General features: G+C 41.0%; 26 protein-coding genes and 1 pseudogene. 22 read left to right on the top strand and 5 right to left on the bottom strand.

Annotated features, from left to right (window positions below):
• The first annotated feature begins 2 nt into the window (after nt 1-2).
• The 3 genes from feoB to HMPREF0240_RS10465 all read left to right on the top strand — a co-directional run bounded on the left by feoB (nt 3) and on the right by HMPREF0240_RS10465 (nt 3501).
• Complete coding sequence (gene feoB, locus HMPREF0240_RS10460; RefSeq protein ID WP_005342311.1) at nt 3-2042, top strand: ferrous iron transport protein B; 2040 nt, start codon at nt 3-5, stop codon at nt 2040-2042.
• A gap of 140 nt (nt 2043-2182) precedes the next feature.
• A complete protein-coding gene (locus HMPREF0240_RS23920; RefSeq protein WP_080637114.1) occupies nt 2183-2326 on the top strand; it encodes a FeoB-associated Cys-rich membrane protein in 144 nt (47 codons plus the stop codon).
• A gap of 137 nt (nt 2327-2463) precedes the next feature.
• Nucleotides 2464-3501 (top strand): AraC family transcriptional regulator, encoded by a 1038-nt coding sequence (locus HMPREF0240_RS10465; protein WP_002576187.1) that lies wholly within the window; start codon nt 2464-2466, stop codon nt 3499-3501.
• 79 nt (nt 3502-3580) lie between these two features.
• On the opposite strand, the gene HMPREF0240_RS10470 is transcribed toward HMPREF0240_RS10465, so the two are convergent.
• Complete coding sequence (locus HMPREF0240_RS10470; RefSeq protein ID WP_002576186.1) at nt 3581-3949, bottom strand: helix-turn-helix transcriptional regulator; 369 nt, start codon at nt 3947-3949, stop codon at nt 3581-3583.
• Nucleotides 3950-4439: 490 nt separating this feature from the next.
• On the opposite strand from HMPREF0240_RS10470, the gene HMPREF0240_RS10475 reads away from it, so the two are divergent.
• The 5 genes from HMPREF0240_RS10475 (at nt 4440) to HMPREF0240_RS10490 (ending at nt 8531) form a co-directional block, all read left to right on the top strand.
• A complete protein-coding gene (locus HMPREF0240_RS10475) occupies nt 4440-4865 on the top strand; it encodes a sigma factor-like helix-turn-helix DNA-binding protein (protein WP_025491709.1) in 426 nt (141 codons plus the stop codon).
• A 485-nt stretch (nt 4866-5350) separates the two neighbouring features.
• Nucleotides 5351-5701 carry a type II toxin-antitoxin system PemK/MazF family toxin gene (locus HMPREF0240_RS10480; RefSeq protein ID WP_002576184.1) on the top strand — a complete coding sequence of 117 codons (351 nt, stop codon included), beginning with the start codon at nt 5351-5353 and terminating at the stop codon, nt 5699-5701.
• Between the two features lie 79 nt (nt 5702-5780).
• On the top strand, nt 5781-5942 hold the full coding sequence (locus HMPREF0240_RS24655; protein WP_002576183.1) for a hypothetical protein: 162 nt from the start codon (nt 5781-5783) through the stop codon (nt 5940-5942).
• Nucleotides 5943-5997: 55 nt separating this feature from the next.
• Entirely contained in the window at nt 5998-7935 is a 1938-nt protein-coding gene (locus HMPREF0240_RS10485; protein WP_035313073.1) for a recombinase family protein, read from the top strand.
• A 14-nt stretch (nt 7936-7949) separates the two neighbouring features.
• Nucleotides 7950-8531: a hypothetical protein gene (locus tag HMPREF0240_RS10490; RefSeq protein WP_009003396.1), complete on the top strand. Its 582-nt coding sequence runs from the start codon at nt 7950-7952 to the stop codon at nt 8529-8531.
• A gap of 6 nt (nt 8532-8537) precedes the next feature.
• Here HMPREF0240_RS10490 and HMPREF0240_RS10495 read toward each other — a convergent pair whose 3' ends face one another.
• Together HMPREF0240_RS10495 and HMPREF0240_RS10500 are read right to left on the bottom strand one after the other, a co-directional pair.
• Nucleotides 8538-8780 carry a helix-turn-helix transcriptional regulator gene (locus HMPREF0240_RS10495; RefSeq protein WP_009003397.1) on the bottom strand — a complete coding sequence of 81 codons (243 nt, stop codon included), beginning with the start codon at nt 8778-8780 and terminating at the stop codon, nt 8538-8540.
• A gap of 111 nt (nt 8781-8891) precedes the next feature.
• Complete coding sequence (locus tag HMPREF0240_RS10500) at nt 8892-9134, bottom strand: helix-turn-helix transcriptional regulator (protein ID WP_009003398.1); 243 nt, start codon at nt 9132-9134, stop codon at nt 8892-8894.
• A 134-nt stretch (nt 9135-9268) separates the two neighbouring features.
• Between HMPREF0240_RS10500 and HMPREF0240_RS23435 the strand changes: the two genes are divergently transcribed.
• Nucleotides 9269-9742: a hypothetical protein gene (locus tag HMPREF0240_RS23435; RefSeq protein ID WP_009003399.1), complete on the top strand. Its 474-nt coding sequence runs from the start codon at nt 9269-9271 to the stop codon at nt 9740-9742.
• Between the two features lie 174 nt (nt 9743-9916).
• Here HMPREF0240_RS23435 and HMPREF0240_RS10510 read toward each other — a convergent pair whose 3' ends face one another.
• On the bottom strand, nt 9917-10525 hold the full coding sequence (locus HMPREF0240_RS10510) for a helix-turn-helix transcriptional regulator (RefSeq protein ID WP_035313181.1): 609 nt from the start codon (nt 10523-10525) through the stop codon (nt 9917-9919).
• Nucleotides 10526-10954: 429 nt separating this feature from the next.
• On the opposite strand from HMPREF0240_RS10510, the gene HMPREF0240_RS10515 reads away from it, so the two are divergent.
• The 13 genes and pseudogenes from HMPREF0240_RS10515 to hpdA all read left to right on the top strand — a co-directional run bounded on the left by HMPREF0240_RS10515 (nt 10955) and on the right by hpdA (nt 24835).
• Entirely contained in the window at nt 10955-12010 is a 1056-nt protein-coding gene (locus tag HMPREF0240_RS10515) for a replication initiation factor domain-containing protein (RefSeq protein WP_347462590.1), read from the top strand.
• The gene (locus HMPREF0240_RS10520; protein WP_035313075.1) at nt 12007-12189 is read left to right on the top strand and encodes a hypothetical protein; all 183 of its coding nucleotides are present in this window, start codon (nt 12007-12009) and stop codon (nt 12187-12189) included. The genes HMPREF0240_RS10515 and HMPREF0240_RS10520 overlap by 4 nt, the downstream gene beginning before the upstream one ends.
• A 57-nt stretch (nt 12190-12246) precedes the next feature.
• Nucleotides 12247-14223 (top strand): recombinase family protein, encoded by a 1977-nt coding sequence (locus HMPREF0240_RS10525; protein ID WP_009003403.1) that lies wholly within the window; start codon nt 12247-12249, stop codon nt 14221-14223.
• 13 nt (nt 14224-14236) lie between these two features.
• Nucleotides 14237-16609, top strand: a complete 2373-nt coding sequence (locus HMPREF0240_RS10530; protein WP_009003404.1) for an AAA family ATPase — start codon at nt 14237-14239, stop codon at nt 16607-16609.
• Nucleotides 16610-16760: 151 nt separating this feature from the next.
• The gene (locus tag HMPREF0240_RS10535; RefSeq protein ID WP_035313077.1) at nt 16761-16952 is read left to right on the top strand and encodes a hypothetical protein; all 192 of its coding nucleotides are present in this window, start codon (nt 16761-16763) and stop codon (nt 16950-16952) included.
• A gap of 13 nt (nt 16953-16965) precedes the next feature.
• The gene (gene rhuM / locus HMPREF0240_RS10540) at nt 16966-17337 is read left to right on the top strand and encodes a RhuM family protein (protein ID WP_009003406.1); all 372 of its coding nucleotides are present in this window, start codon (nt 16966-16968) and stop codon (nt 17335-17337) included.
• A 154-nt stretch (nt 17338-17491) separates the two neighbouring features.
• Nucleotides 17492-17716, top strand: a pseudogene (gene rhuM / locus HMPREF0240_RS10545) (RhuM family protein); the annotation flags it as partial.
• Between the two features lie 117 nt (nt 17717-17833).
• Entirely contained in the window at nt 17834-19108 is a 1275-nt protein-coding gene (locus HMPREF0240_RS10550; protein WP_035313080.1) for an MFS transporter, read from the top strand.
• 367 nt (nt 19109-19475) lie between these two features.
• Nucleotides 19476-22208: a 4-hydroxyphenylacetate decarboxylase large subunit gene (gene hpdB / locus HMPREF0240_RS10555; RefSeq protein ID WP_085959558.1), complete on the top strand. Its 2733-nt coding sequence runs from the start codon at nt 19476-19478 to the stop codon at nt 22206-22208.
• Nucleotide 22209: 1 nt separating this feature from the next.
• Nucleotides 22210-22464, top strand: a complete 255-nt coding sequence (hpdC, locus tag HMPREF0240_RS10560; RefSeq protein WP_009003409.1) for a 4-hydroxyphenylacetate decarboxylase small subunit — start codon at nt 22210-22212, stop codon at nt 22462-22464.
• 63 nt (nt 22465-22527) lie between these two features.
• A complete protein-coding gene (locus HMPREF0240_RS10565; protein ID WP_050794527.1) occupies nt 22528-23550 on the top strand; it encodes an MFS transporter in 1023 nt (340 codons plus the stop codon).
• Between the two features lie 30 nt (nt 23551-23580).
• Nucleotides 23581-23808: a hypothetical protein gene (locus HMPREF0240_RS23440; RefSeq protein ID WP_050794528.1), complete on the top strand. Its 228-nt coding sequence runs from the start codon at nt 23581-23583 to the stop codon at nt 23806-23808.
• A gap of 61 nt (nt 23809-23869) precedes the next feature.
• Nucleotides 23870-24835 (top strand): 4-hydroxyphenylacetate decarboxylase activase, encoded by a 966-nt coding sequence (gene hpdA, locus HMPREF0240_RS10570; RefSeq protein WP_009003410.1) that lies wholly within the window; start codon nt 23870-23872, stop codon nt 24833-24835.
• Between the two features lie 250 nt (nt 24836-25085).
• Here hpdA and HMPREF0240_RS24815 read toward each other — a convergent pair.
• Nucleotides 25086-25341, bottom strand: a 256-nt coding sequence (locus HMPREF0240_RS24815) for a hypothetical protein (protein WP_207636758.1), incomplete at its 5' end; no start/stop codon positions are given.

Genomic DNA, 25341 nt, shown 5'->3' on the forward strand with positions numbered 1-25341 from the left:
CGATGAGAGAAAATTTGACTATCGGCTTCATCGGAAATCCGAACTGCGGAAAGACAACACTTTTCAATGCTTACACCGGTGCAAATCTGAAAGTGGCAAACTGGCCAGGTGTAACCGTTGAGAAAGTAGAGGGTGCCATTAAAGACCATGATCTGAATATTCGACTGGTCGATCTTCCTGGCACTTACAGCCTGACCTCCTACACAATGGAAGAACAGGTATCCAGACAGTTTATACTAAGCGATGAAGTCGATGTGATTATTGATGTTGCGGACGCTTCCGCTCTGGAGCGAAACCTATACTTAACTTTGCAGCTTTTGGAGCTGGGCAAGCCGGTTGTGCTGGCGCTGAACATGATGGACATTGTGGAAAAGCGCGGCATGGAGATTGACACACACAGACTGCCGGAAATGCTGGGCATCCCGGTCATTCCAGTTTCAGCCAGAAAACGGACAGGACTGGATGTGCTACTTCATGCAGCCGCGCACCATAAAGACTGTAAAGATCCGGAGTGTCTGATTCATCATCATAAATATACTCCAAAACACCGGCACGACCACCATTCAGAATACGCAATGGTTTACAGTGATGCTATTGAGGACAAGATTGATCTTATCATGGCAGAGCTGAAGCGGAAATATCCGAACCTGTCCAATTACCGCTGGCACGCCATTAAGCTGCTGGAGCAGGATAAGGAAATCTCTGCACGTTATCCGGTCAATATGCCGGATGTGATCGACCGGAACTATGAATCCGACATTATCAATGAGAAGTATGATTTTATCGAGGAAATCATCAGGGAGGTTCTGGTCAATAAGGATCGTCAAGACGCTTTGACGGAAAAGGCAGACCGTGTATTGACGCATAAGTTTTGGAGCATCCCGATTTTCCTCGTTGTCATGGCGGCGGTGTTCTTCCTGACCTTTACCATTGGCGATTGGCTGAAAGGATTCCTAGAATTAGGAATTGAAAGCCTGTCGGCATTGATAAGCGATGGACTGATTGCTGTCGGGGTCAATGAAGTGCTGCGCTCCCTGCTGGTAGACGGCATCATCGCCGGTGTGGGCGGTATCCTGACTTTCCTGCCGAACATTTTCATTCTGTTTCTGGCATTGGCTTTTCTGGAGGACAGCGGATATATGGCCCGTGTTGCGTATGTCATGGAAGGGATTATGAGCAAGCTGGGACTTTCCGGACGGGCATTTATCCCCATGATTTTGGGATTTGGCTGCACTGTTCCGGCAATCATGGCTTCACGGTCTTTGGAAAACCGGCGTGACCGTTTTAAGGTCATGTTGATTACGCCCTTTATGAGTTGCAGCGCCCGTCTGCCAATCTACATCTTGTTTGCCGAGATGTTCTTTCAGGAACGCGCCATGCTCGTGGCCTATTCCATGTACCTGATCGGCCTGGTGGTCGCTATCCTGGTAGCGGCGATCATCCATTTGATTGACCGGAGAAAATCGGAAAATTATCTGCTGATTGAGCTGCCGGAATATAAGGCCCCCAGCGCCAGAACTGTGGCAATCTATGTATGGGAAAAGGTAAAGGACTACCTTACCAAAGCAGGTACTACCATCTTTGTAGCATCTATCCTCATGTGGGTGATCCTGAACTTTGGGCCGCATGGCTATACTACGGAAATGGCAGACAGCTTCGGGTCTATCCTGGGCCATTGGCTTGTACCGATCTTTGCACCGATTGGACTGGGATTCTGGCAGATAGCGGTTGCTCTGATTGCTGGCATCTCTGCAAAAGAGGTTGTGGTGTCCAGTTGTGCCGTTCTGTTTGGGATTCCCAATATCAACTCCGGCGCGGGAATGGATACATTGGTCGGCATCCTGGGTGCAGCCGGTTTTGGACAGCTCAATGCGTTTTGCCTGATGATTTTCTGCCTGCTTTACGTTCCCTGTGCAGCGGCCCTAGCTACAATTCGCAAGGAATCCGGCAGTACAAGGTGGATGCTGTTCTCGGCCCTGTTCCAGTTGGTTGTGGCCTGGGCTGTTACTTTTGTGGTTTATCGTGTTGGACTTTTGCTGTGAGGTATGAATATGACGTTTGGAAAAGTGCTTCGTTCAGCGGCCATTTTATCAGTGGTCGCATTTGGACTTTGGATTTTGAAAAGAGGATCGGAGACCCAAAGCTAATAAGTTGTGAGTTTCCAGTCAGAAAGGAGTTTTAGATGCTTGTTACTGGTATAATCCTTATCGGGATTGTTTTCTATGCAATATGGGCTGTGCGAAAAATCCATAAGAACCGCAAAAATGGTTCTTGTTGTAGCGGCAGTTGTTCCGGTTGTGTAGGAAAGGAATATTGCAGCAAATAAAATCCCGCATATAGCCGATGTTTTCCGTTTTGGAGGGCATCGGCTTTTTCGTATATTTGCACATTCGGCAGGGCTGCACTATAATAGAATTTGCTTTCTGATTGGATTGCACATCCTGCCGATTGGAGCGGTATAAAATGAGAAAAAACTATATAATAAAAGACGCCAGGAGAATCCTGGCAGAACAAATACGAGATAACGGAATGAATACTATGAACAAAAACCCTATCACCAATGCTACGGGGTTATCTGCGATTATTCCAAAAGATAATGACGGATATTGCACCGTCTATAAAATGGACTGTGAGGATGGCCTGGGGCTTATGACAGTCTATCAGGTTTATCCCGGTATCCAGCTTATTTACAATGATTTTGAAGCAACGAGTTGTTATTGGGACGGAACCATTGATAAGAATGTGCTGGAGATCAATCATTGCCGGGAAGGGCGTGAAGGGAGCGTATTGCAAAGCGGTTCCTGCCTGTACCTCGGAGAAGGGGATCTTTCCATTCATACAATGGATAACTGTGCTTCTGAAATGGCCTTTCCTTTGAGACATTATCGCGGAATCTCAGTAGTGCTTGATCTGGAGCTGGTTTCTCAAAATCCGCCTGGAATCCTCGCCGAGAGCGGTATTGGTATTGCAGATTTCAAAAACAAATTTTGTGCCGATGGCGCATGCTTTGTCATGCGGGCCAAGGATGAGATTGAGCATATCTTTTCTGAACTGTATTCCGTACCGGATCGCCTGCAAAAGCCATACTTCATGCTGAAGGTGCAGGAGCTTCTCTTATTCTTGTGTATGGTGGATGTAAATAAAGAAAAGCAGCGAGAGTTATATACTTCTCCCCAGGTGGAGATTGTACGGGACATTCACAAGCGGCTTATCTCCAACTTGCAGGAACGGCCAACGATTGAGGAACTTTCCAAAGAGTATCTTATCAATACGGCAACCTTAAAGGATACGTTCAAGGGAGTTTATGGACAGCCCATTGGAACCTATATGAAAGTGTACCGCATGAAACAGGCCGCTGCTCTGCTTCGCCAGACACAGGCAACCATAGCAGAAATTGCCAGCCAGGTTGGATATGAGAATCAGAGTAAATTTGCAACAGCATTTCGAGATGTCATGAAGATTGCACCGGCTGAATACCGGAAACAAAATAGTGGCGATTGATTGGGCTAGGAAAATTTACGTCTACTGCCGGAGGCAAAATAAAACCAGCAGAAACAAATTGCATTTTGCCCTGCTGGTTTTATTCATAATTTTGCGGATCGGAGGATTTGTAACGTCGGCTGATAAACTGCTCCGCCATACAATCCAGTGTTTTCAAGATAATCTGCCGCTCATCCTCGGTACAGGCCAGAAACTTTCCCATGAAATGCTGTACTTGCTTTTCCTGTTCCGAAGCGTCAGGATAAAACAGCTCATTAGCAGAAATGCCTAATCGCTTGATAAAGGATGCCAGTACATCGTAAGACGGATTTTTCCTGCCCTTTTCAATGTCCTGGAGATGACGAAGCCCTCTGCCGGTTTGATCCGCAAGCTCCTGTTGGGTCAGTCCACATTCTTCTCTTGCATCTCTGAGGCACTGTCCCAAATACACAAATACATCTTCCGGCATGATTGTTCACCTCTATTACATTCTATCGTGCGTAAGGGGAAGTTACCATAACCCAATCACGCGTATTGATATGTGTTTATCATGCACCTTTGAAAGATAAAATATACATAAAAGCCCTGACGGGAGGCCAATAAAAAAAACGGCCTTTCACGGCAGGGCATATTTCCATTACCGCCCGTGACTGCCGTTTGAGGAGTCTACGATGGGCGGTTATTTATTTCAGCAGAATTATGGTTTTCAGGTAGGTGATTACCTAAAAAAATCAATGACCTACCAAAGAGAAATTATACACACGGACACGCGCAATCAAGCGTAAATAATCCGCACAATCGTACAACATATTATACAAAATGCGTCAGACAGCTATTAAGGCCGTCTGACGTTTTTCTTTGTCGATTTTACGGGAATTTTCCCGAACATCCCCGGTGTCGCTCTCCGCCATAGCCATTTCGGTTGCCCTTTGTCCCTAACAACTGAAATGGAGGAAATTATGACCAAGATCAATCTGCGGGAGCAGTATCCCGATTTTTATAAGACCGATTACATTATTGAGGTTCCTGATGAAGTAGCCGCTGTTATGAAAGAGCATGACCGCCTGGAGGCCGCATACCGCCGCCGTACATATTACCACAAGGCGCATTATTCTCTGGATCGCGGAGACGGAATTGAGTATGATGCCCTTTTCGTTTCCATGACCCCTTGTGAGCTGTATGAGCGCAAAGTGACGATGGAGCAGCTTCACGCTGCGATTGCCGCTCTGCCGGACAAGCAGGCCAAGCGCATCTATGCTTACTACTTCCTGGGACTGACAGAATCAGCGATTGCCAAGAGCGAAGGAGTCAGCGTTGCATCGGTCAGCGAATCTATACAGCGCGGCCTTCGGAACATGGAGACTTTCCTTAAAAATCGTCTGTAACGCCCCTGAAAGAAAGGCTCAAAGCCTCACGGTTATTAGAAGGACACGCTATCCTCGTGACCTCAAGATCTTTGAAAACTGAATAGACAGCACAACAGGTACATAACTCATGTACGAGCGAATGTGAAACGCCGCGAAGATGGAGCAGTCAGGGAGGTGATGAAAGAACTGCTTCGGAGCGATCTACGATTTCATAAAACGGATTGTGGCAGATCCGGCGCGATGACTGCATGGGGGCTTAAAGATACTTCCTCACGGCCCGCCAAAGACTTGGGGGGAACCCTGTGGCACACGATACGAACGATGCTGCGGAGTTATGACAGCCGCGCCAGCGGAGACCTGTTGTGTTCCCATCGTCAGGGAGCGTGGCAAATATGACGAGTAATCCGAACAGAATAACAGTAGCCGCACCAGGTTTTTATCCGAAGATTTCTTTCAGACTGGTGCGGCTGTTTAAGTATTAAGATATTAAGGAGGCGAGAGTGATGTTTGAAAAATTCCATCGAGGTGACATATATTCGGCTGATTTAAGCCCTGGTATCGGCTCTGAACAAAGTGGCTCTCGTCCTGTACTCATTCTTCAAAATAATGTGGGAAATTGTTTCAGTCCTACGATTATTATTGCAGCAATTACCAGTGTAAGCAAAAAAAGCAGAAAGTTCCCCACGCATTACCACTTAAATGACAGATGCGGTTTGGTGAAACCATCTGTTGTTATGCTGGAACAGATCAGAACAATCGACAAGTCGAGGTTAAAAAACTATATTGGTCATCTAAACAAGGATGACATGGAAAACATAAACAAGACGCTCTTGTGCAGTCTGGGGATTACATAAAAGTGCCGAAAGGCCGTATCATTTTCAGGCCGTGCAAGTAGAGTTATAATTTCGTTAGGAATTGCGGAGGTGATTCTGAATGGAGAATATCCAGAATAAAAGCGCATTGATTCCTTCAGATGAAATCCGGTCAGAAGAACGTCTGGCGGAACAAAAATTTGAAGCGTTTATCACTTCGCTGGCACATATAATCGAGAAATATGGTATGAGAGTGCTGGGCGAGGTTGACGGAGCTGCGTGAGAATCGCAGCTTTACATAGGATATTTTCCAAAAGTAAATTTTGGAGGTATGAATTATGAACCGATATGGAAAACGCTGTGTTTTGTATCCGAGGGTCAGCACAGAGATGCAAGTGGACGGATACAGCCTGGAAGGTCAAAAAAATATGCTGACACGATTTGCGGATCGTGAGGAAATGATCATTGTTGATACTTATGAAGATGCCGGTAAATCCGGTAAATCCATTGAGGGACGGCCTGCCTTTCAAAAAATGCTCAGAGATATTGAGGATGGCTTGGACATTGACTATATTTTAGTGTATAAGCTGTCACGGTTTGGTCGTAATGCAGCAGATATACTTAACTCTTTGGAGTTGGTTCAATCTTATGGTGTAAATCTGATTTGCATAGAAGAAGGGATTGATTCCTCTCAGACAAGCGGAAAACTTTTGATTTCTGTACTATCTGCTGTGGCTGAGATTGAGCGTGAGAATATTATCGAGCAGACGATGAACGGGCGGCGCGAAAAGGCACGGCAGGGTGGATGGAATGGTGGCTTTGCTCCCTACGGATATACACTGGAAGATAACAAGCTGATGATTGAAGAAACAGAGGCTGTGGCAATACGGAAGATTTTTGAATTATATACTTCATCGGAAATCGGTTTGGGTGGTATTGCGAATCAGTTGAACTTACAAGGTATACGGAAAATTCCGAGGCAGAATGGCACATTAGAGGATTGGACAGGACATTTTATTAAACTGATATTGGATAACCCGGTTTATTGCGGTAAAATTGCTTATGGACGGAGAACGAAGGAAAAAGTCAAAGGCACAAAAAACGATTACCAGATGAAAAGAAATGACGATTACATTCTGACAGAGGGACAGCATAAAGGAATCGTTAGTGAGGAGGTATGGGAAAAGGCTCATGCCAAGCGTCTTAGAACCGGAGTAAAGCAACCGTCAAAAATTGGGCGAGATCGAGTTCATTTGTTATCCGGTCTGCTGAAATGCCCGGTTTGTGGAAGTCCCATGTATACGAATAAACACGCATGGACAAATAAAGATGGCACTTACAAAGAAATTTACTATTATGTATGTAGTCGGAATAGGATGGTCCGGGGGAAGCATTGTGAATATAAGGCGATGCTGAAAAAGACCGATATTGAACCGATGGTCATTGAGGCAATTCGTGAGATCGTAAGGAATGAGGAATATGCCCAAGCCATTAAAAAACGGATTGGCGTTCAGATTGACACGAAAGCAGTGGATAAAGAACTGGAGGGCTATCAGGCAAAGCTGAAGGAAGTTGATCTGAATAAAACAAGATTGGAACGGGAAATTGACAGTCTCCCTGCTGATGCAAAATATCGGGAACGAAAGCTCCATGATATGACCTTGCGGTTAGATTCCCTATATGATGTCATTGTTGAGCTGGAGGAAAAAATCGAAGATGCCAGACTTCGGCGAGATGCAATTAAGCAGCAGGCAATTACTCTTGAGAATATTTACAAAATCATGGTGAATTTCGACTGCGTTTATAATATAATAAATGACGAAGAAAAGAGAAATGTGGTCACAGCCTTGATTAAGGAAATTGAAATTTACAGGAATGACGAGTCTGAATATCCGCTAAAGCGGATTGGTCTGAATTTTCCGGTGTTCAAGGATGGCGGGGAAGTTACGGAGCTTTTGTGGGACAAAGGGAATACCGTTGAGACGGTTGCGCTCTTAACCCGTAAAAAAGATGTGGAAAGAATAGATATTGAAATGACTGTGGACAAGGAAGATGTGACGGAAAAAGCTACCTACCAGAAGATTAAGGACTATGTGAAAGAGAAATATGGTTTGAATGTTCATATGAAGTATATTGCGGAAGTGAAGAGGAAACATGGATTGCCTATGCATGAAGCGCCGAATAAAGTGGATGTGCCGAAGAGGGAATATCCGGGTTGTCCAGAAGAGAAAGTAAAGGCAATAGAGGAAGCTCTTGAATATTTTAGCCTGATTTAGTAGCGGAGGAATTTATGGGAAAAATAGATAATATTAATAAATACATAGTTGAGTGCGATAAAGTAAGGAAAAGTGAGGTCGAAAAATATGATTTTTTAAACGAAGTGTTTGCTGTATACGGGGATGAGATTGGGAATATTCATGAAGGCTTGGATATGTACAGATACCATCTTGGCGATGGAAGTATAGACTATGATGGGGATATTGTAAAAGTAAAAGCAAAATTAATCAATTATAAAGATAACCTAGAGTTAGAAGAACAAAAGCGGAAAGATGAATTAGAAATTGCTAGATTGAGACAAGGGAATATAAGTATTTCGTCAAGTTCCAATAATTCAAATAATATTAATGTTCAGATTTCTTTAGAACAGGTAATTAGCACTATTGAAAGTATTCCTGATGAAATCATGACGAAGGAAGAAAAGGAAGAGTTGGAAGATAAAGTGTCAGGTATAGAAGCAACTTTACGGAGTGGAAAAAAAGAAAAAGCAAGAGAAAAAGTATGTGGTGTATTGAAGTTTTTAGCTGATAAAGGAGCAGATGCACTAATTGCTGTGTTGCCTTATTTAGGTCAGGTGGCAGGACTAATAAAATAGCGTACTCTATTCATCCTCAAATATAGTTTCATTCATTTCCGGAAAATCTAACAATTCTGAAACAGTCATTCCCAAACCGAGAGCCAGCTTATGCAAGGTTTTCAGTTTGGGATTTTTTGTTTTTCCAGACATAATATTTTCCACAGTTGATTGCGTGATACCGGATAAAGTGGCGAGTTTATTTATGGTGATATTTTTCTCATCACAAAGCTGTGTAAGTCTTAGAATAATAACATCTGAATAGGTCATTACAATCTCCCTTCAAAGCTGATTTTATTAAGAAAAGTATATAAGCAAACAGACAGCAAGAATAACGGTGCAACGTTAGAAATCAACATAAATTAGTGTTGTACCGTTATATTATTCATCTTCAAAAGTAGTCTCATTCATTTCCGGAAAATCCAATAATTCAGATATAGTCATGTTCAGTCCAATAGCAAGTTTATGTAATGTTTTTAATTTCGGATTGCGGGTTTTTCCCTTTATTAAATTGTCTACTGTAGATTGTGTGATACCTGACAACGACGCAAGTTTATTGATTGTTATTTTACGTTCATCACATAATTCTGTTAATCGCTTAATGATTACGTCAGAATAAGTCATAATAGTTCCTCCATTAACTTTGTACGGTTAATAAAAGTATAGGAGGTTTTAGAAATCAATGTTAATGGTACACGGTTGACATTGCTGGAAAAGTATGATAGATTAACGGTATAAGGTTAAGAGAGGAGGACAAAATGGGATTCACAAAAGAAATATTTAATCGTGCTAATATTACAGCTATATCAGATTTTCTTCTTTATGGTTCACCGGAACATGGAGAAGAGAGGGATTATGAGACACGGATGAATGAAGCCTATCATAAATTTGATAAACAAGTATTACACTATGTGCAGGAAGACCATGAGAAATTAATGGATTATGCTAATGAACTTGTGAGTGAAGCAACGGATGTGTATACAGGGATAGGACTACAGGCCGGAATCCTGATTATGATGGATATAGTAAAGAATACAAAATTTATAGAAAGGAAGTTAGGAGATACGGCACAAAATGTAGATTATAGGGAAATGTATAATTCCTTATTCAGTGAAGTATCTTTAGCTTTGAAATATTTCCAGAAAAATGATGAAAAGTCAATGGAAAAAGCTGAAATGATTTTGAAAGCCGCACAGTGTAGGACAGAAGATATGTATATTACTGCCAAATGAAGTGTGTGGTATGGGTAGAAGGGGACAAACAAGTTTGTATAATTTCGCTTTATCCTCTTGATTACCCAACACAGGAAAGGGAAAAGTCTTGTCAAGAACTTGCCGCTTCTGCGGTGCGGAGCATTCTTGACAAGGCTTTTTGCTTTCCTGTATCTTCTGGCAAGAGGAAGAAGGTCATTCTTCAAAATTATCAGGAAATTCAAGAGAAGATGAAATGTTTCCTTCTTCATCAGCAGTCATACTCTTTATTGTTTCTGGAACATAAGGATTGACGTGTTTGTGTCCTTCAATGGTTTCTCCAAAAAGGTCAAAAGAATAGTAATCGTCATATCGGTCAATCAGTTTTTGTAATTTCTGCCCTTGTATTAGCTTTTTCAGGGGATAAAGGTCAGAAGCATTCCGTTTATCAGAATGGATGTAATCTGTAATGTATTCCCGTAGTTTCTGCAACTCATACTCGATCCATTCGTCCGCGTCCAGTGGATTATCATACTGACCGTGGGCAAGTTCAACATTCAGTCTCTCTTCATGTTCTAGAAATTTTAAAATGTTGGCTTCTATGTGGGATGTGCTTTTTAGTTCGCCGGCAAGTAGTTCATTAGGTGTGACGTCCAGTATTTCTGCCAGTTTTTGCAGTGTGTCAAAGGTGGGATAGTTGATACCTCTTTCAATTTTAGAAAGGCTTTGCAGATTAATTCCGATTTGCTCGGAAAGCTCCTGCTGTGTCAATCCCTTTAATTTCCGAATAACTTGAATGTTGTGACCTAGCCATTTGTAATCCATAAATGCTCCTTTCAGCCTGTAAGGCTTAAAAAATATAAAATATCTATAAAATGTATTGACAAATAAGTGTGATGGTATTATTATCACATCAGAATGATTGATTAAGTTCAATGGCATTAATTATCTGCTTACAAAAGCATTATAACATGAAAGTTTTAGTTCTGAAAGCATTGTTTATCCTTTCGGGATGGGGAAACTAAGTTCCTGACCTTCTACGCTGTGCCGAAGGCGAAAAGCGGAGAAAGGGCAGGAAGGAACGCCGGAGGCGTTCCAACAGGGCGTACAAGTAACACCGCCCTGTACATACAGGATTGATAATTCAAAAACAGCCAGGAATCAACGTTTGTATATAGTTTTAAGATGTACTGAAACAGTGTATTGGAGAGGAGAGGATAAAAAATCGCAAGACGTGACAATGTGAGTATCAAAATAGATTACATCAGCATTGTATTTGATTCTGCAATGGCAGAAGAGGTTATTAAAAAGGTGTTAGGACTTCCGGTAGACATATTCCTAAAGGGAATAGGAAAAATCAAACACAAGTCATATCAGAGTGTTTACCGGGCAGGGAGTATTCAAGTATTCGGGGATTCTAAAATAACAGAAGAGAATCCAATAGGACTTGGAAGTTATCTGGTGCTGACTGGTATGGGATGTGAAGAGATTTTCCGTATATTGGATATGCATGGTCATACTTTCGGAGATTTGTTTTGGAAGTGTGAGAAATGGTTTGGCAGTGAGTTTCATCTGACAAGAATAGATATTGCCATAGATGATAGAAACGAAGTGCCATATTTCACACCAGAACAGATTAAACGGAAATGTGAGAAAGAGGAATTTATTGGAAACAGTAACAGTTATCGCTTTGTGGAAAGCAGTTTCACAGAGAAGGAAACCGCCAAAACTGTGTATATTGGTGTTGGCAAATCCAATTTATCCTATCGTTTCTACGACAAAGATAAAGAAGTGAGTATGAAGTATCAGAGGTCGTATGAAGAGATTGGGAGTTGGAAACGAACGGAGTTACAGTTGCGAGATGAAAAGGCTCATGCCTTCGCGATATTGTTCAAAGAGAATTCGCTTGATTTGGGAAAACTGGCGTTTGACCTCTTGGCAGGAAATTTGAGATTTGTTGTACCAGATGAAAATCAAAGCAATAAAAGCCGGTGGAAAACGTGTCAGTTCTGGCAACGCTTTTTAGGAGCAGTTGAACCTTTACAATTACATATGGACACCCCCCATAATACTCTTTTGGAAACCCAGAGGTGGTTGAAAGAAGGTGGTGTATTGTCAGCGGTAAAGGGATTCTGTTTTCTTGAAACCCATCAGGCTTTAGGTGGTCTGGAAAGTATAGGAGAGATGTTGGCTGATGTAAGTTATAGCCCGTCATTTGGAAACAAAATGATAGGGCATTTATGCAGGATAAACAGAGAAGATTTAATACCTTATGTAAAAGACGATACAAGGAAAGGGGGAGTTTTTTGAAGAAAAAATCCCATACAGAATATAAGAAATATACCATAGAAAATGGTGTGGAAATTAACATTCCGACAGGAAGTGAAAATGGAATGGATATGGAGCAACAACAGAGCTATCAGAGGTTTATTAATGTGCTGTCTAATATTGTGGCAAAATATGTAGTAGAGGAAAAGGAAGATAAATAATCATATCCGGCGGTTGGCTTAATTAGGCTGACCGCCTTTTTAGAAGGGGGAAGCAAAGTGTATCAGACGAGATTAGGAAAAACGTGTGTAATTTATATTAGGGTAAGTAGTGAGCGTCAGGTTAAGGGATATAGTCTGGACGGACAGAAACGGTATCTGATTGATTGTGCTGAACGTCAGGGAATGAAGGTGTTAGCTGTTTATGTGGAAGAGGGGAAAAGTGGGAAAAGTATTGAGGGGAGAACAGCGTTTCAGTCCATGTTGGACGGAATCAAGAAAGGTACTTTACAGACAGATTACGTGCTTGTTTACAAGCTGTCACGTTTTGGTAGAAATGCAAAAGATGTGTTGAACTCATTGGAATTTATTATGCAGTATGGTGTTGACTTGATGTGCGTAGAGGATGGACTAGATTCTTCAACATCAATGGGAAAAATGATGATAACTATACTTGGTGCAGTGGCAGAACTGGAACGGGAAAATATTATTGCACAAAGCGTATTAGGACGAGAGGAGAAAGCAAAATCCGGTGGTTGGAATGGTGGGTTTGCGCCCTATGGATATGAATTGAAAAATGGTAAGTTAGAGCCAAAGGAAGGAGAACGGGAGATTGTAACTATGATATTCCATATGTTTTTGAATAAAGGCATGGGGTATTCTACGGTTGCTCGTTATCTGAATCAGAAGGGCTATACTAGAGAACCTGCCAAAAATGCGGTCAATCCGAAATTCAATGATTGGAAAGCAGAGCAAATCAAACGGATTTTAGACAACCCACTTTATATCGGAAGAATAGCATGGGGCAGGAGAAGGACAGAAAAAGTGCAAGGAACAAACAATGAACAGCGTTTAGTTCCACAGGAAGAATTTATTATGAGTGAAAAGAAGAGCCATGAAGCATTGGTATCAGAAGAGGATTTTAAGAAAGTGCAGGAAATCCGAAAAGTGATGAGGGAGAAAGCTATTGGTAATCATAATATCAGTCAGGACAAGGCACATCTTCTGTCAGGAATTGCCCGTTGTCCACAATGTGGCTCGGCTATGAATGTTGATTGTAACCAGTGGACAAATAAAGATGGAACATTTCGGGAGACATTTACCTATGTGTGCAGTCATTATAAACGCGCAAGAGGTACAAGCCAGTGCCGGAGGAATGGAATATCAATGGAGCGGTTGGAAAAAGAAGTGCTAGAGTATACGAAAAAGCTCTTACGCAATCCGAAGTTTGCCCGTGACATCAAAACAAAAATAGGTGTTGCTGTGGATGTGACGGAGATTCAGAAAGAAATATCAGTTTATGAAAAGGAAATGAAACGACTTGCAAGAAGCCGGACAAATCTGGAGCATGACATTGACAGTTTGCCGGATGATAGATATACAGAGAGAAAAAGAGAAGAATATAATAGACGGTTGGATAAAATATACAATCAGATTTATGATATTGAAGATAGCGTAGAAAGGTGTAAAAGGAGAATTATCATTGCAGAGCAGGAATCTTTAAACGTGGATATGATTTATAAGATTCTGCTGTCCTTTGATGAAATCTATGATAAAATGAATGACAGAGACAAACGTGAGTTGATTAAGTGCATGATTAAAGAAATCAAGCTATATATGCCAGAAGAACAGAAGGTGCAAGGTCATGCAGTAAAGAGCATTGTGTATTCGTTCCCGATAGAGGAAGATGTGATTCAGGCTTTACGGGTAAAGGAATCACACGTTGAGAGTATCGTGTTGCTTTCCAAACTTAAATCAAATAAGTTGAAGCATATTAATGTGGAATTAGAGATGGATGAGCTTGATTTGACGGCGGCGGAGAGTAAAGCCACTTATGCAGAACTCAAACAGTATGTGCTTGATAAATATGGTTTGAAAGTATCCAGTTTGAACATTGCTCAGATTAAAGCAAAGTGTGGTATTGTCGAGCGTGAGAATTATAATAAGGCAAAAAACGAAAATGTTAAGCAGCCAAACTGCACAGAGGAAAAAGAAAATGCAATAAAAGACGCGTTTAAACATTTTCAAATGATTTAAATGGGAGGATAAGATGTTAAATAAGATAAAGTTCAAAGGAGGCTTTTTTAATGAAGAAAAAGAGCTGAAATTATTTATGAATGAAGACAGAGTATCATTTCTTTACGGAAAAAATGGTTCTGGAAAGAGTACAATTTCTAATGCTGTGCGTAAGGCAAAAGGGGACGTAGTTGATGATATAGTCCAAGCTACATTACTTGATAAAGAAGATATGGCTTTTATGGATACTCAGTGTATTCATGTGTTTAATGAAGATTATGTGAGTTCACGTGTTAAAATACGAGATGATGGGCTAAATGCAATTATTCTTTTGGGTGAGCTAGGTAATCTTGAAGATAAAATATTGGATTTAGAACTTAGAATTGAAGCTGAATCTAACAGAAATACAGAGCTTAAAACAGCTACTGGCGAATATAGAGATAAAGATAATATAAAGTCTCCAAGTAACTGTAAATTTCAGATTAACTTTGGATTGTCTGGAAATGGACATTGGGCTGAACGAGAAAAGATTATTAATAATGGTAAACGCAATGCTAGCGTTACGGATAAAGTAATTGATTCTATTATTGCGTTGCAACCTGCTGAAACATTGGCGGATTTGAGAAAACATTATGAAGAGAATCTTCAACTGTTAAGTCAGGTAATAGCTAATGAAGCGGCTCAGATTAGAAGTACTGTGAAACTGAATGTTCCATATAATGAAAAGGTATTACAAGATTTTCTTTCACAGAAGGTTGAAAGACCTACGTTGTCAGATCGTGAGCAATATCTTCTTCAGCTTATTGATGACGGAAAATTAGATCAAATCAATGAAATGAAGTCAGTATTTTCAAAAGAAAAAACAAAGAAATGTCCTTTTTGCTTTCAAAAAATCTCGGATCAAGGTAAACGAGATTTGATTGGTAGTATAGAGAAAGTATTATCGAAAGAAGTTGATATTCATGAGGAAAACCTCAAAAAATGCATCATACAAGAATTAAACGTTGATTTTTCTGGCATGGATGTCTTGAACTCACCTAATTATATAAAATGTAAAGATGTAGTGGAAGAAATCAATAGGGAGATATTTAAGATACGAGAAATTATTCTTAAAAAGATTAACCATCCATATACACCTATTACTGATTTTGAGAGCCACCTAATTGATAAACTTGAACAATATGAGTTGTTTAGGACTAAGCTGCAGCAGGAAATAGAAACTTACAACAATGCAGTTAAAAAAATTGGAACGCTTAAAAGGAATCTCACAACTGATAATGCAGCCATTGCGCATTATGAGGTTTCTAGAGATATTGAGTTATGGAAGCAAGCCTTGGCGGATCAGAAGAAAGCTGATGAAGCATTAAAAGAATCTGACGAGAAAATCAAAAATCTTAATGATGAGTTGAATGTCTTAAAATCTCGAAAGAAAAATATAAAAATAGCAGTCAGCTTGATTAATAAGAGTCTCAGATATGTGTTCTTTTCAAGGGATAGATTAGAAATCAGAGTTGAGGATGATAAATATGTATTGTATGCCCACGGAAAAGCAGTAAAGCCCAACAATGTGTCTGTTGGTGAAAGAAATATTATTGCTTTATGTTACTTTTTTACAGAATTGATTATGAATCAGGAGGCGAAAGACGGGTATTCAAAAAAGCTAATCCTTGTTATTGATGATCCCGTATCAAGTTTTGATTTTGAAAACAAAGTGGGAATTATGTCACTGCTGAAAGCTAAGGTAGCCGATATTATTAAAACCAATCCAGAAAGCCAAATTCTAGTAATGACACATGATATTCAGTGTTTATATGATCTTCAAAAAATTGGAGAGGAGGTTTGCAACGAATATAAGAGAGAGAGCAATGGACAAAAGAAAGTTACATATGCTTGTTGTGAATTGAAAAACAAAGAGATTATTCCATTCAGTTATACAAAACGAAACGAATATTCTGAGATTTTGAAGGATGTATATGATTATGCTTGTGGTAAGAATGAGAATGATGCTCTGATTGTTGGGAACTCAATGCGACGAGTGATGGAGGCATTCTCAACATTTGTGTATAAAAAAGGAATAGCAGAGATTTCCTGTGATGATACGATTTTACAACAGATTGGAGACAAAGATTACATTGATTATTTCAAGAATCTAATGTATAGGCTTGTGCTTAATGGTGATAGTCATATGCTAGAGAGAACAAATAGTCTGGATGACATGGATTATTTGTGTTTTTTAAGTGATGAAGAACGACGAAGAACTGCACAGGAAGTTATTTGTTTCATTTATTTATTAAATAAGAGCCATGTTTTGGCACATTTGGAAGGAAAGAAAAACATTGAAATTAACATTCAAAAGTGGTGTGCAGACATAAAAATCTTTTGTGCAGGTGATGAAGTAACGGTGTGATTATAATTGTATTATATCCCATAGGAATTAAGGATGTAGTCTATACTTAACCATAGATAGGTGTTAAGAAAAAACAAATTATTAGCTGGGTCAGTAGCTGAAATCCATTGAATTCTAACATTTTACTATTGAATATGATATGGAAATAGGTTTGGACAAAAATGAGCAAGGTGAGACGGTTGCGCTCTTAACCCGTAAAAAGGGTGTGGAGAGAATTGATATTGAAATGAATGTGGATAGGGAAGATGTGACGGAGAAGGTGACATATCAGAAGGTTAAGGAGTATGTGAAAGAGAAGTATGGTCTGAATGTGCATACGAAGTATATTGGAATAATTAAATAAGGAGGTCAACAAAATGAACGAAGATGGAAAGAAAATTCAAATTCGCAATAGTACTGTGGACTTTCTTGTTTTTACAAAACAGAATACAGAAGATGGAATAGAAGTCCGGGTACAAGATGAATCAGTATGGCTTACGCAAGAAGGAATCTCACAGCTTTTTGATAAGGGTAGAACCACAATCACAGAACATTTAAAACATATTTTTGAAGAAGGAGAATTAGAAGAAAGTTCAGTATGTCGGAAATTCCGACATACTGGTTCGGATGGAAAGAATTATAATACCAAATTTTATAATTTAGATGCTATTATATCTGTTGGATATTGTGTCAATTCTCTGAGAGCAACACAGTTTCGCCAGTGGGCTACAAAAGTAATACGAACCTAGAATTCGAGAAGTATAGGACAATTCAAGACAAAGATTATAGAAGTGATTTTGATAGGCTGATGGAAGAAATATAGGTATTGTATGTGGATATGATCCAATAGTATAGAGCCGTTGAGACAGTCTGTCTGATGTCTAAGGTCAGGTAAATTAGTGCTCACGTCAGGTGAATCGTGAGGTCATTCATTATGATCTCCAGATGGTTATTGCAGTTGTCTTTAAAGTCAATAATGACCGTGCTGTTCATACGTAAATGGTCAGGCCAAATTGTAAAGGATTATACCACCCAAGGATGGATAATGGACAAGGAGCGACTGAAAAAGGGCAAATCTTCACAGATGAATACTTTGAGCGTCAAATGCAAGATAACCGTGTAATCCGCTTTCCGTCATGATATACTTATTGTATTAGACATGGAGAGTAACCCTGTTATAGAATAAAATTACCTTCTCCCAGAATAGATCGTGAAGTCAGAACCAACCGTAGAATGGAGAAACCAGTGAATACAGTACAAAAAACAAAAGCTTTGCGAAAACACCCGCTGATTGAATTGTTAAAGCATAACAAAGGAAATCCAAGAACCCTGATATTGATGGAACCGCTATGGGGTATTCCATATAATTTGATCGCACCTTTTGCCACACTATATATGTATTCACAGGGAATAACGGACGTCCAAATCGGACTGATTCTGTCCATTGCCATGTTTGTTCAGGTATTTTTTTCTTTCTTTGGAGGCATAATATCAGATAAGATGGGGCGAAAATTTACAACCATGATGGGCGATTTCTTTGGTTGGACTGTTGCTTGCCTGATATGGAGCATATCGGGTAACTTCTGGCTCTTTTTAATTGCAGTTTTATTCAACAGCTTTGAGCAGATTAACCAGACCGCATGGTTTTGTTTATTGATTGAAGATGCAGAACCCAAAGATTTATTGGGAATATATACTTGGGTGAATATAGGCGGTCTGATTGCAATCTTTTTTGCGCCGATTTCTGGATTGCTTATCAATTCCTTTACCGTGGTTCCGGTTATCCGAGTTTTATATTTGGTTTTCGCTGTGAATATGCTGATTAAGGTAGTTGTTACTTTTCGTTATTGTCAGGAAACCCGGCAGGGAATGATTCGAATGGCTGAGACAAAAGATACCCCTGTTTTACAGATGTTATACGAATACAAGGATCTAATACCTAAAGTGCTGAAGAATAAAGATATTATGAAAGTGCTCATTGTCTCCGTGATATTACATATCACAAATCTGGTCAGTACCAATTTCTTTAGCTTGTATGTGACTCAACGATTAGGCATAGAATCGCGCTATCTGGCTTTTTTTCCGATTTTGAATGCGGCTGTGATGTTGATTTTTATGATTGGAATACAGCACCGATTGGAATCCGTGAAATTCCGGATACCTATGTGTATCGGTTTTGTTTTGTATGCTGCAGCAGCGATTCTTCTGATACTGGCTCCGATCGGTAATATACCGGTTATTATTATTTATGTCTTTGTTGTGGCAGTAGCCGGTTCCCTTGTTATGCCTCGTAAGGATGCCTTGATTCAGCTGAGTATTAATCCTGAGGAACGGGCTCGGATAAATGCTTTGATTATGTCTTTCACGATTGCTTTTTCTTCACCATTTGGTTATTTTGCAGGGGGGTTATCAAGTATTGACCGCCGCCTGCCATTTGTGTTTATATTTATCATGTTCCTCGTGGCAATCATTATCGTGGGCCGCATCCGTGACCCCGAATTGGCTAAGGAGCAAGGATAGGTTATGATTTATGAAAAAGGGGGTTCGTGGAAAGGAACTACGCGGCATCCCCCACACTTTATGGCAAAAGTAAATACAAACAGAAATCTCAGCAGCTACTTATATTAATAGAGTGGCTGTTATTTTTTTACAGTAAAATATATTTCAAGAGTAAAGCCATAAGACGATCCCCGCATTGAACCTACATCTTTTTTAATCCTCAAGCATGAGAAAAGGACTAAAATAAGGAGATCATACCAGAAAATACTCCATAAAAGAGCCCCCTGGTCAATAGGAATCCGGATCATAATATACTATGATACTAATATATCAAAGCAGCGCCTATAAGGCTGCAGAGAACGAATAATTTCAAAAGGAGGAGAATTGTATGGACGCTATTGAGAGAGGGAAACGGCTGGAAGAGATTCTTGCAGAAAAAGGAATGTCAATGGGTTTAGCCTACGGCAGCGATGATTCCCAACAATCCGAAGAGATTGTTGATAGAGAGATCAAGCTGGACAAAACAAAACGCGCAGAATACTTAATGGATCTGTATTATCAGGCATTTTCAAGCGCAAGTGTGGAGTTCCCCTATTGGTACAACAGAAAGTTTGCAGAATGTGACGGAGATGTGCTGGAAGTCCGTCGTGCAAAAGCACTTGCATGCGCATACGCTCATTCCACCCCGAGTATTTATCCGAAAGATTTACTCCCGGGCGGAAAAACAGATTATTTAAGAGGCGGTTTTCCAATGCCATGGCTTACCAATTCATTCTACCTTGCAAAAGAAGATGAGCTCAAGAGTGCAGCGGCAAGTGGAACCACGGCAATCGATGAGATTGCAGCCCTTGGAACCGGAGGGGGAAACGTAACAAAGAACCAGGGCAAAGTTGTTTCTCTTGCAGGCAAATTCGGTATCAGGGCGGAAGATGTACCGGTGCTTACAAAGCTTGCAAGAGAGTGGGCAGGAAAATCGGTCGAAGATCTTGGCCTTGCTTATGAGAAGATGATGTCTGACTATGAAGACAAGGCAAATATCATGAAGAGCGTTCTCGTGTTCTGTGACAGCGGCTATACAATTCCACAGGGACGTGAAGTTGCAAGTTATTACTTCCCGCTGGAATATGGGATTGACGGAATGATTAAATTCTGTGAGGCGAAGAAACTGGAAGTTGCAGGATATGCAGACGGCGACGGAATTCTTGGTATGAAACGTCTGTATTTCTACGAGGCAGCACGCATTGCATTAGGCGGCATTCAGCAGTTCTGGCTGAATTATGTAAAAGAATTGAGAACCGTTGCTGAGATTGAGCCGGATGAAGCGCAGAAAGCAGAGTATCTTGCGCTCGCAGACCAAATGGAATGGATTGCACATAATCCGCCGAGAAACTTTAGAGAAGCACTGCATCTTACCTATTTAATCCATATAACAGTATTGAATGAAGATGCTATCTCCGGATACTCACCGGGACGTCTCGGCCAGGTTCTTTATCCATATTTCGAAAAGGATATTGCAGATGGTACTATTACAGAAGAAGAAGTCATCGAACTTCTGGAAGTTCACCGCTTCAAATTCAGTACGATCGAGCTTTTTGCAAGTACAGGAATTTCGGGAGGTATATCCGGTAACACATTTAACAACCTTTCTGTGGGAGGCCTTGATAAAGACGGAGCGCCTTGCGGAAACAGACTTGAGTGGCTGTTTCTTCATGCCGGTATGACAAACCAGTCTCCGCAGCCTACATTATCTGTATTATATGATGAGAGACTTCCGAAGGACTTTCTGATTAAATGTGTAGAATGTACCAAGACAGGTGTTGGATATCCTGCATGGATGAACAACCGGGTTGCAATGGACTTTATGATGAATCAGTATGGCGCAGAAGGAATGACTGTATCAGAAGCACGTGCGGTAGCGATAGGCGGATGTCTGGAGACTGCACCGGGCTGCTTCATGCCTCTTCATTTCAACGGGAAGACACATTATATCCCGGCAGGCGCAAGCCAGACAACTTCCGTAGGCGTACACTTTGTATCGAATCCGAAGATGATCAATATGGTACTGTTCAACGGCGTAGATCCAAGAACCGGTATCCAGGTACTTCCGCCGCATAACAGAGAACTTACAACTTATGAAGAGTTCTGGGATCAGTATAAAAAATATTATGCAAAGACATTGGAGTCAACGGTAAAAGCCGGCAATATCCAGCATGATATCTGGCGCGACAGAAATATGTCCATAGTGAACTCTCTGTTCAAACCAGACTGTCTGAAGAACGGCCATCATATCGGGCATATGGGAACCAGATATAATGCGACATATAATATTGAGTCCTGTGGTACGATCAATATGGTGAACTCACTGGCGGCATTGAAGAAACTTGTATACGAAGACAGAAAATATGCACTGGATGATTTCCGGGATGCAATTAAGGATAATTTTGGTTTCTATACAGCAATGGAATCAAAAGCATTCTCACTCGGCGAACAGATCAAAAAACCAGATGTTGCAAAATATGATGAAATCCATGGTGACTGTCTGAAAGCACCGAAGCACGGTAATGATGAAGATTACGTGAAAGAGATTCTGAAAGAGTATGAAGACTGGTTCTGCGATCTTTGCAATACATACGATTCTCTGTATGCAAAACCAATGTATGCATGTCAGATATCTGTGGCGCTGCATGCAGCAGTAGGTATGGCAACATTTGCAACACCAGACGGACGTCTGTGCAACACGGCATTTGCTGATGGCTCTATGTCTGCATATCCGGGCACTGACCGTAAAGGACCGTATGCGTTACTGTCCTCAGGATGCTGCTGGGATCAGAGTAAATCCCAGAATTCACAGATTAATATGAAATTCCATCCGAATGCAGTCCGCGGATTTGACGGAAGCAAGAAGCTGCTGACGATGATCTCGGCATTTATGAATAAGGGAGGCTTCCATGTTCAGTTTAACATTGTTGATTCCAAAATGTTAAAGGAAGCACAGATACATCCGGAGTCAAACCGAGATCTGTTAGTCAGAGTTTCTGGATTTACGCAGTACTGGGTTGAGACGGGAAAACCGGTCCAGGATGAAGTAATTGCCCGTACAGAATTTGAAGGAGGTATCTGATATGAATAAACACAGTGATTGTAAAAACTTTGTTCAGTTTGATGTATTTAAAGGTTTTTGTAGAAAAAATGGTGGTTTTGTGCTGATTGATACAGAGATCTGTCCGGCCTTTACAGAAAAAACAAAATGCAGGAACTGCAGTCATTTCTGTGATGTGAATGAAGAAGGCATCGGAACGTGTAAAGGACTGGAATCTGAATACTGGGCATATGAAAATATGGACGCAAAAACGTGTGAAGGATATGAGGCAAAATAGATAACCGTGTTATCTGAGCATGCAGGCGCCTGGGCGCCTGCATAATGAAAAGGGGGCTTTAATATGAATGAGAAGTCAAATTCTAAAAACTATGGTTTAATGGTAATTGCAGCTGCTTTTCTTGTTTATTTTGTGTTTTTCGGATATCGTAGTGCGTTCTCCGTTTTGCTTACCCCAATGACAACAGATATGGGATGGGATACGGCAAGCGTAACTGCAGGATATTCCATCATGATGCTTGTCTATGCAGTTATATCTTATTTTTCTGGTCTTATTTTCAGTAAATTCGGACCGAAATTCTGTTTTGGTATTGCAACGGTTACCGGATTCCTTGGATATTTTGTTACAAGTTATGCGGATTCCTATCTGATGTATCTGCTTCCATATTCTATTTTTGCAGGTACCGCAACTGGTATGCTTTTTGTTCCGGCAGTATCAACGATCAGAAGCTGGTTTATCGGAAATGCTTACGGGAAAGCTTTTGGTTTCGCGGCAGCAGGTGCATGTATCGCACAGGTAATCCTGACACTTGGACTCAAAGCAGTTCTCTTGACAATGGACTGGCGCGTAGCAATGAAGCTTCTTGGTGCTGTAGCACTGGTACTGTTATTGATTGCGACTCTAATAACGAAACAGGCGCCACAAACATATGGCATGGAACCCAAAGGTGAAATGATCGGCGGCAAGAAGTCCGTATCAGAAACAGCCAGTTATACATGGTCAGTAAAAGAAGCATTCACAACATATTTTGTATGGGGGTCCATCCTGTCATTCTTCTGTTCCTGTTTCTCTGAGTTCCTGATCTGGTCACAGCTGGTTCGTTACTGGCAGACAGACGTTGGACTCTCTATGGGAACAAGCACAAACCTCTACGCATTCGTAGGACTTCTCGGATGTGTATTCGCACCGCTTCTTGGAACCTTCTCCGATAAATATGCAAGCAAAGTTGGGGACGAGACAAAGGCAAGGAAAATATTGATGTTCTTTGCAGCGGCAAGTGGTGTTCTTGGTATGATCTGCCTGTTAGCGGGTAAGACATCCATCATTATTACGATTGCAGCATGTATCTTCTTTGCGGCTTACTGACAGGGAATGCCGGGACAGGTGACAGGATATATGGGATCTATATTCGGAAGAAGCTTCCCGAAAATCTGGGGGCTTGCAACGCTTATCATAATGGGGATCGGCCCTGCGGTAGGAAGTTACCTGGGTGCAAAATTATTTGATGTATTCGGATCCTATAAAGTATCATTCATCGTAGCAACAATCATGTTCATTTTATCTGCAGTCTTTGCATTCACACTTCCAAAAGAAGCAAAATTGCCGGATAAGTTAAAGAAATAAGTTACTGGTACATCGCAAATGAAAGAACTGTGCGATGTACTGGTTTTCAGGAGGGAGTGTTATGGAGAAAAAAGGTTTAATATTTGACATACAGGGATTTTCTGTACATGACGGTCCTGGAGACAGAACTCTTGTATTCTTAAGCGGTTGTCCGCTTCGTTGTGAGTGGTGTGCAAATCCGGAGGGGAAGAAGCTGAAGCAGAATCTGTTATTCACTTCCGGCAGGTGCAAGGCAGTTCAGAATCATTGTAAAAGTTGTGTGGCCGCGTGTCCACGAGGCGCCATTACAATGGATCAGGAAAGCGGATTGCCAAAGATACAGCGTGCGCACTGCGTTGACTGTACAGACTATCAATGCATGAATGTGTGTAATTATGAAGCACTTCGAGTATCCGGTACTTATTACACACTGGAAGAACTGATGGATGTGTTAAAAAGGGATAAAGATTTCTGGGGAGCCGATGGGGGTGTTACCTTTAGCGGCGGTGATCCTATCATACAGTGGGAATTTCTTTTGGATGCATTAAAGGAATGCAAGAAAAATAATATCCATACAGCAATAGAGACCTCTGCTTACACGGATGAAAACATATTCTTAAAGGTATTAGAATATATAGATTTTGCTTTTGTAGACATCAAGAATATGGACTCCGAAGCACATAAGGAAAAGACCGGTGTTGGGAATGAAGAGATATTAAGAAATCTTCGCGCACTTAAAAAAAGTGGCTGGAAAGGAAGAATCGTATTAAGAACACCAATCATTCCGGAATTTAACGACAGTGTGGAAAACGCTGAAAAAACAGCAGATTTTATGAATGAAAACGGATTCTTTGAAATAAATCTTCTGCCGTTCCACAGGCTTGGGACATCGAAATGGGAGCAGCTTGGCACAACATATAAATATAAGAATCAGGATGCATTGTCTAAAGAAGATTTGTTGTATCTACAGGATGTATATTTTGATAAAGGAATTGCATGTTATCTCGACACAGATATCATATACAATTTATCTGCAATCGGGATTTAGCGAACGAGCTTTAGTCTCGGGCGCGGATGGAGCGGACGCTTACCGTGAGCCGGGACGGACTGTGAAAAGCACCTGTCCTGTTGGAAATACAGCCGCTGTGCCAAGCAGCAGTAAGAGGAAATCCGCAAAATCAGCCTGAACCGAACACATTCACCGCTTAATCTGGTGATTAAGCGGCTCAGGTGTTCTAAAAAGCTGCTTCGGAAGCAGCTTTTTTCATGCTGATTTTGCGGATTTCCTCTAACTGCTGCTAGTGCTCGCTAAAAGCATTTCCAACAGGACAGGTGTTTTTCACAGTCCGTCCCGGCTCACGGTAAGCTAGGTTCATCCGCCGATAGGAAAGAACTCTTTCCCCGGTTGGATCCCAGACCGGGCCAGTGGATGGAATAGAATTGGCGTAACTTTCGTATCCCCAGTAGGTTGAAAATAGGTTTTTCGGTATATTTAAAATAGAGAACCTCTTTCCGGCAAGCGGCACTAAGTCCCTTCTTGCAGATGAACGTTTA

It is taken from the genome of Clostridium sp. D5 (assembly GCF_000190355.1).
Taxonomy (GTDB): Bacteria; Bacillota; Clostridia; order Lachnospirales; family Lachnospiraceae; genus Faecalicatena; species Faecalicatena fissicatena_A.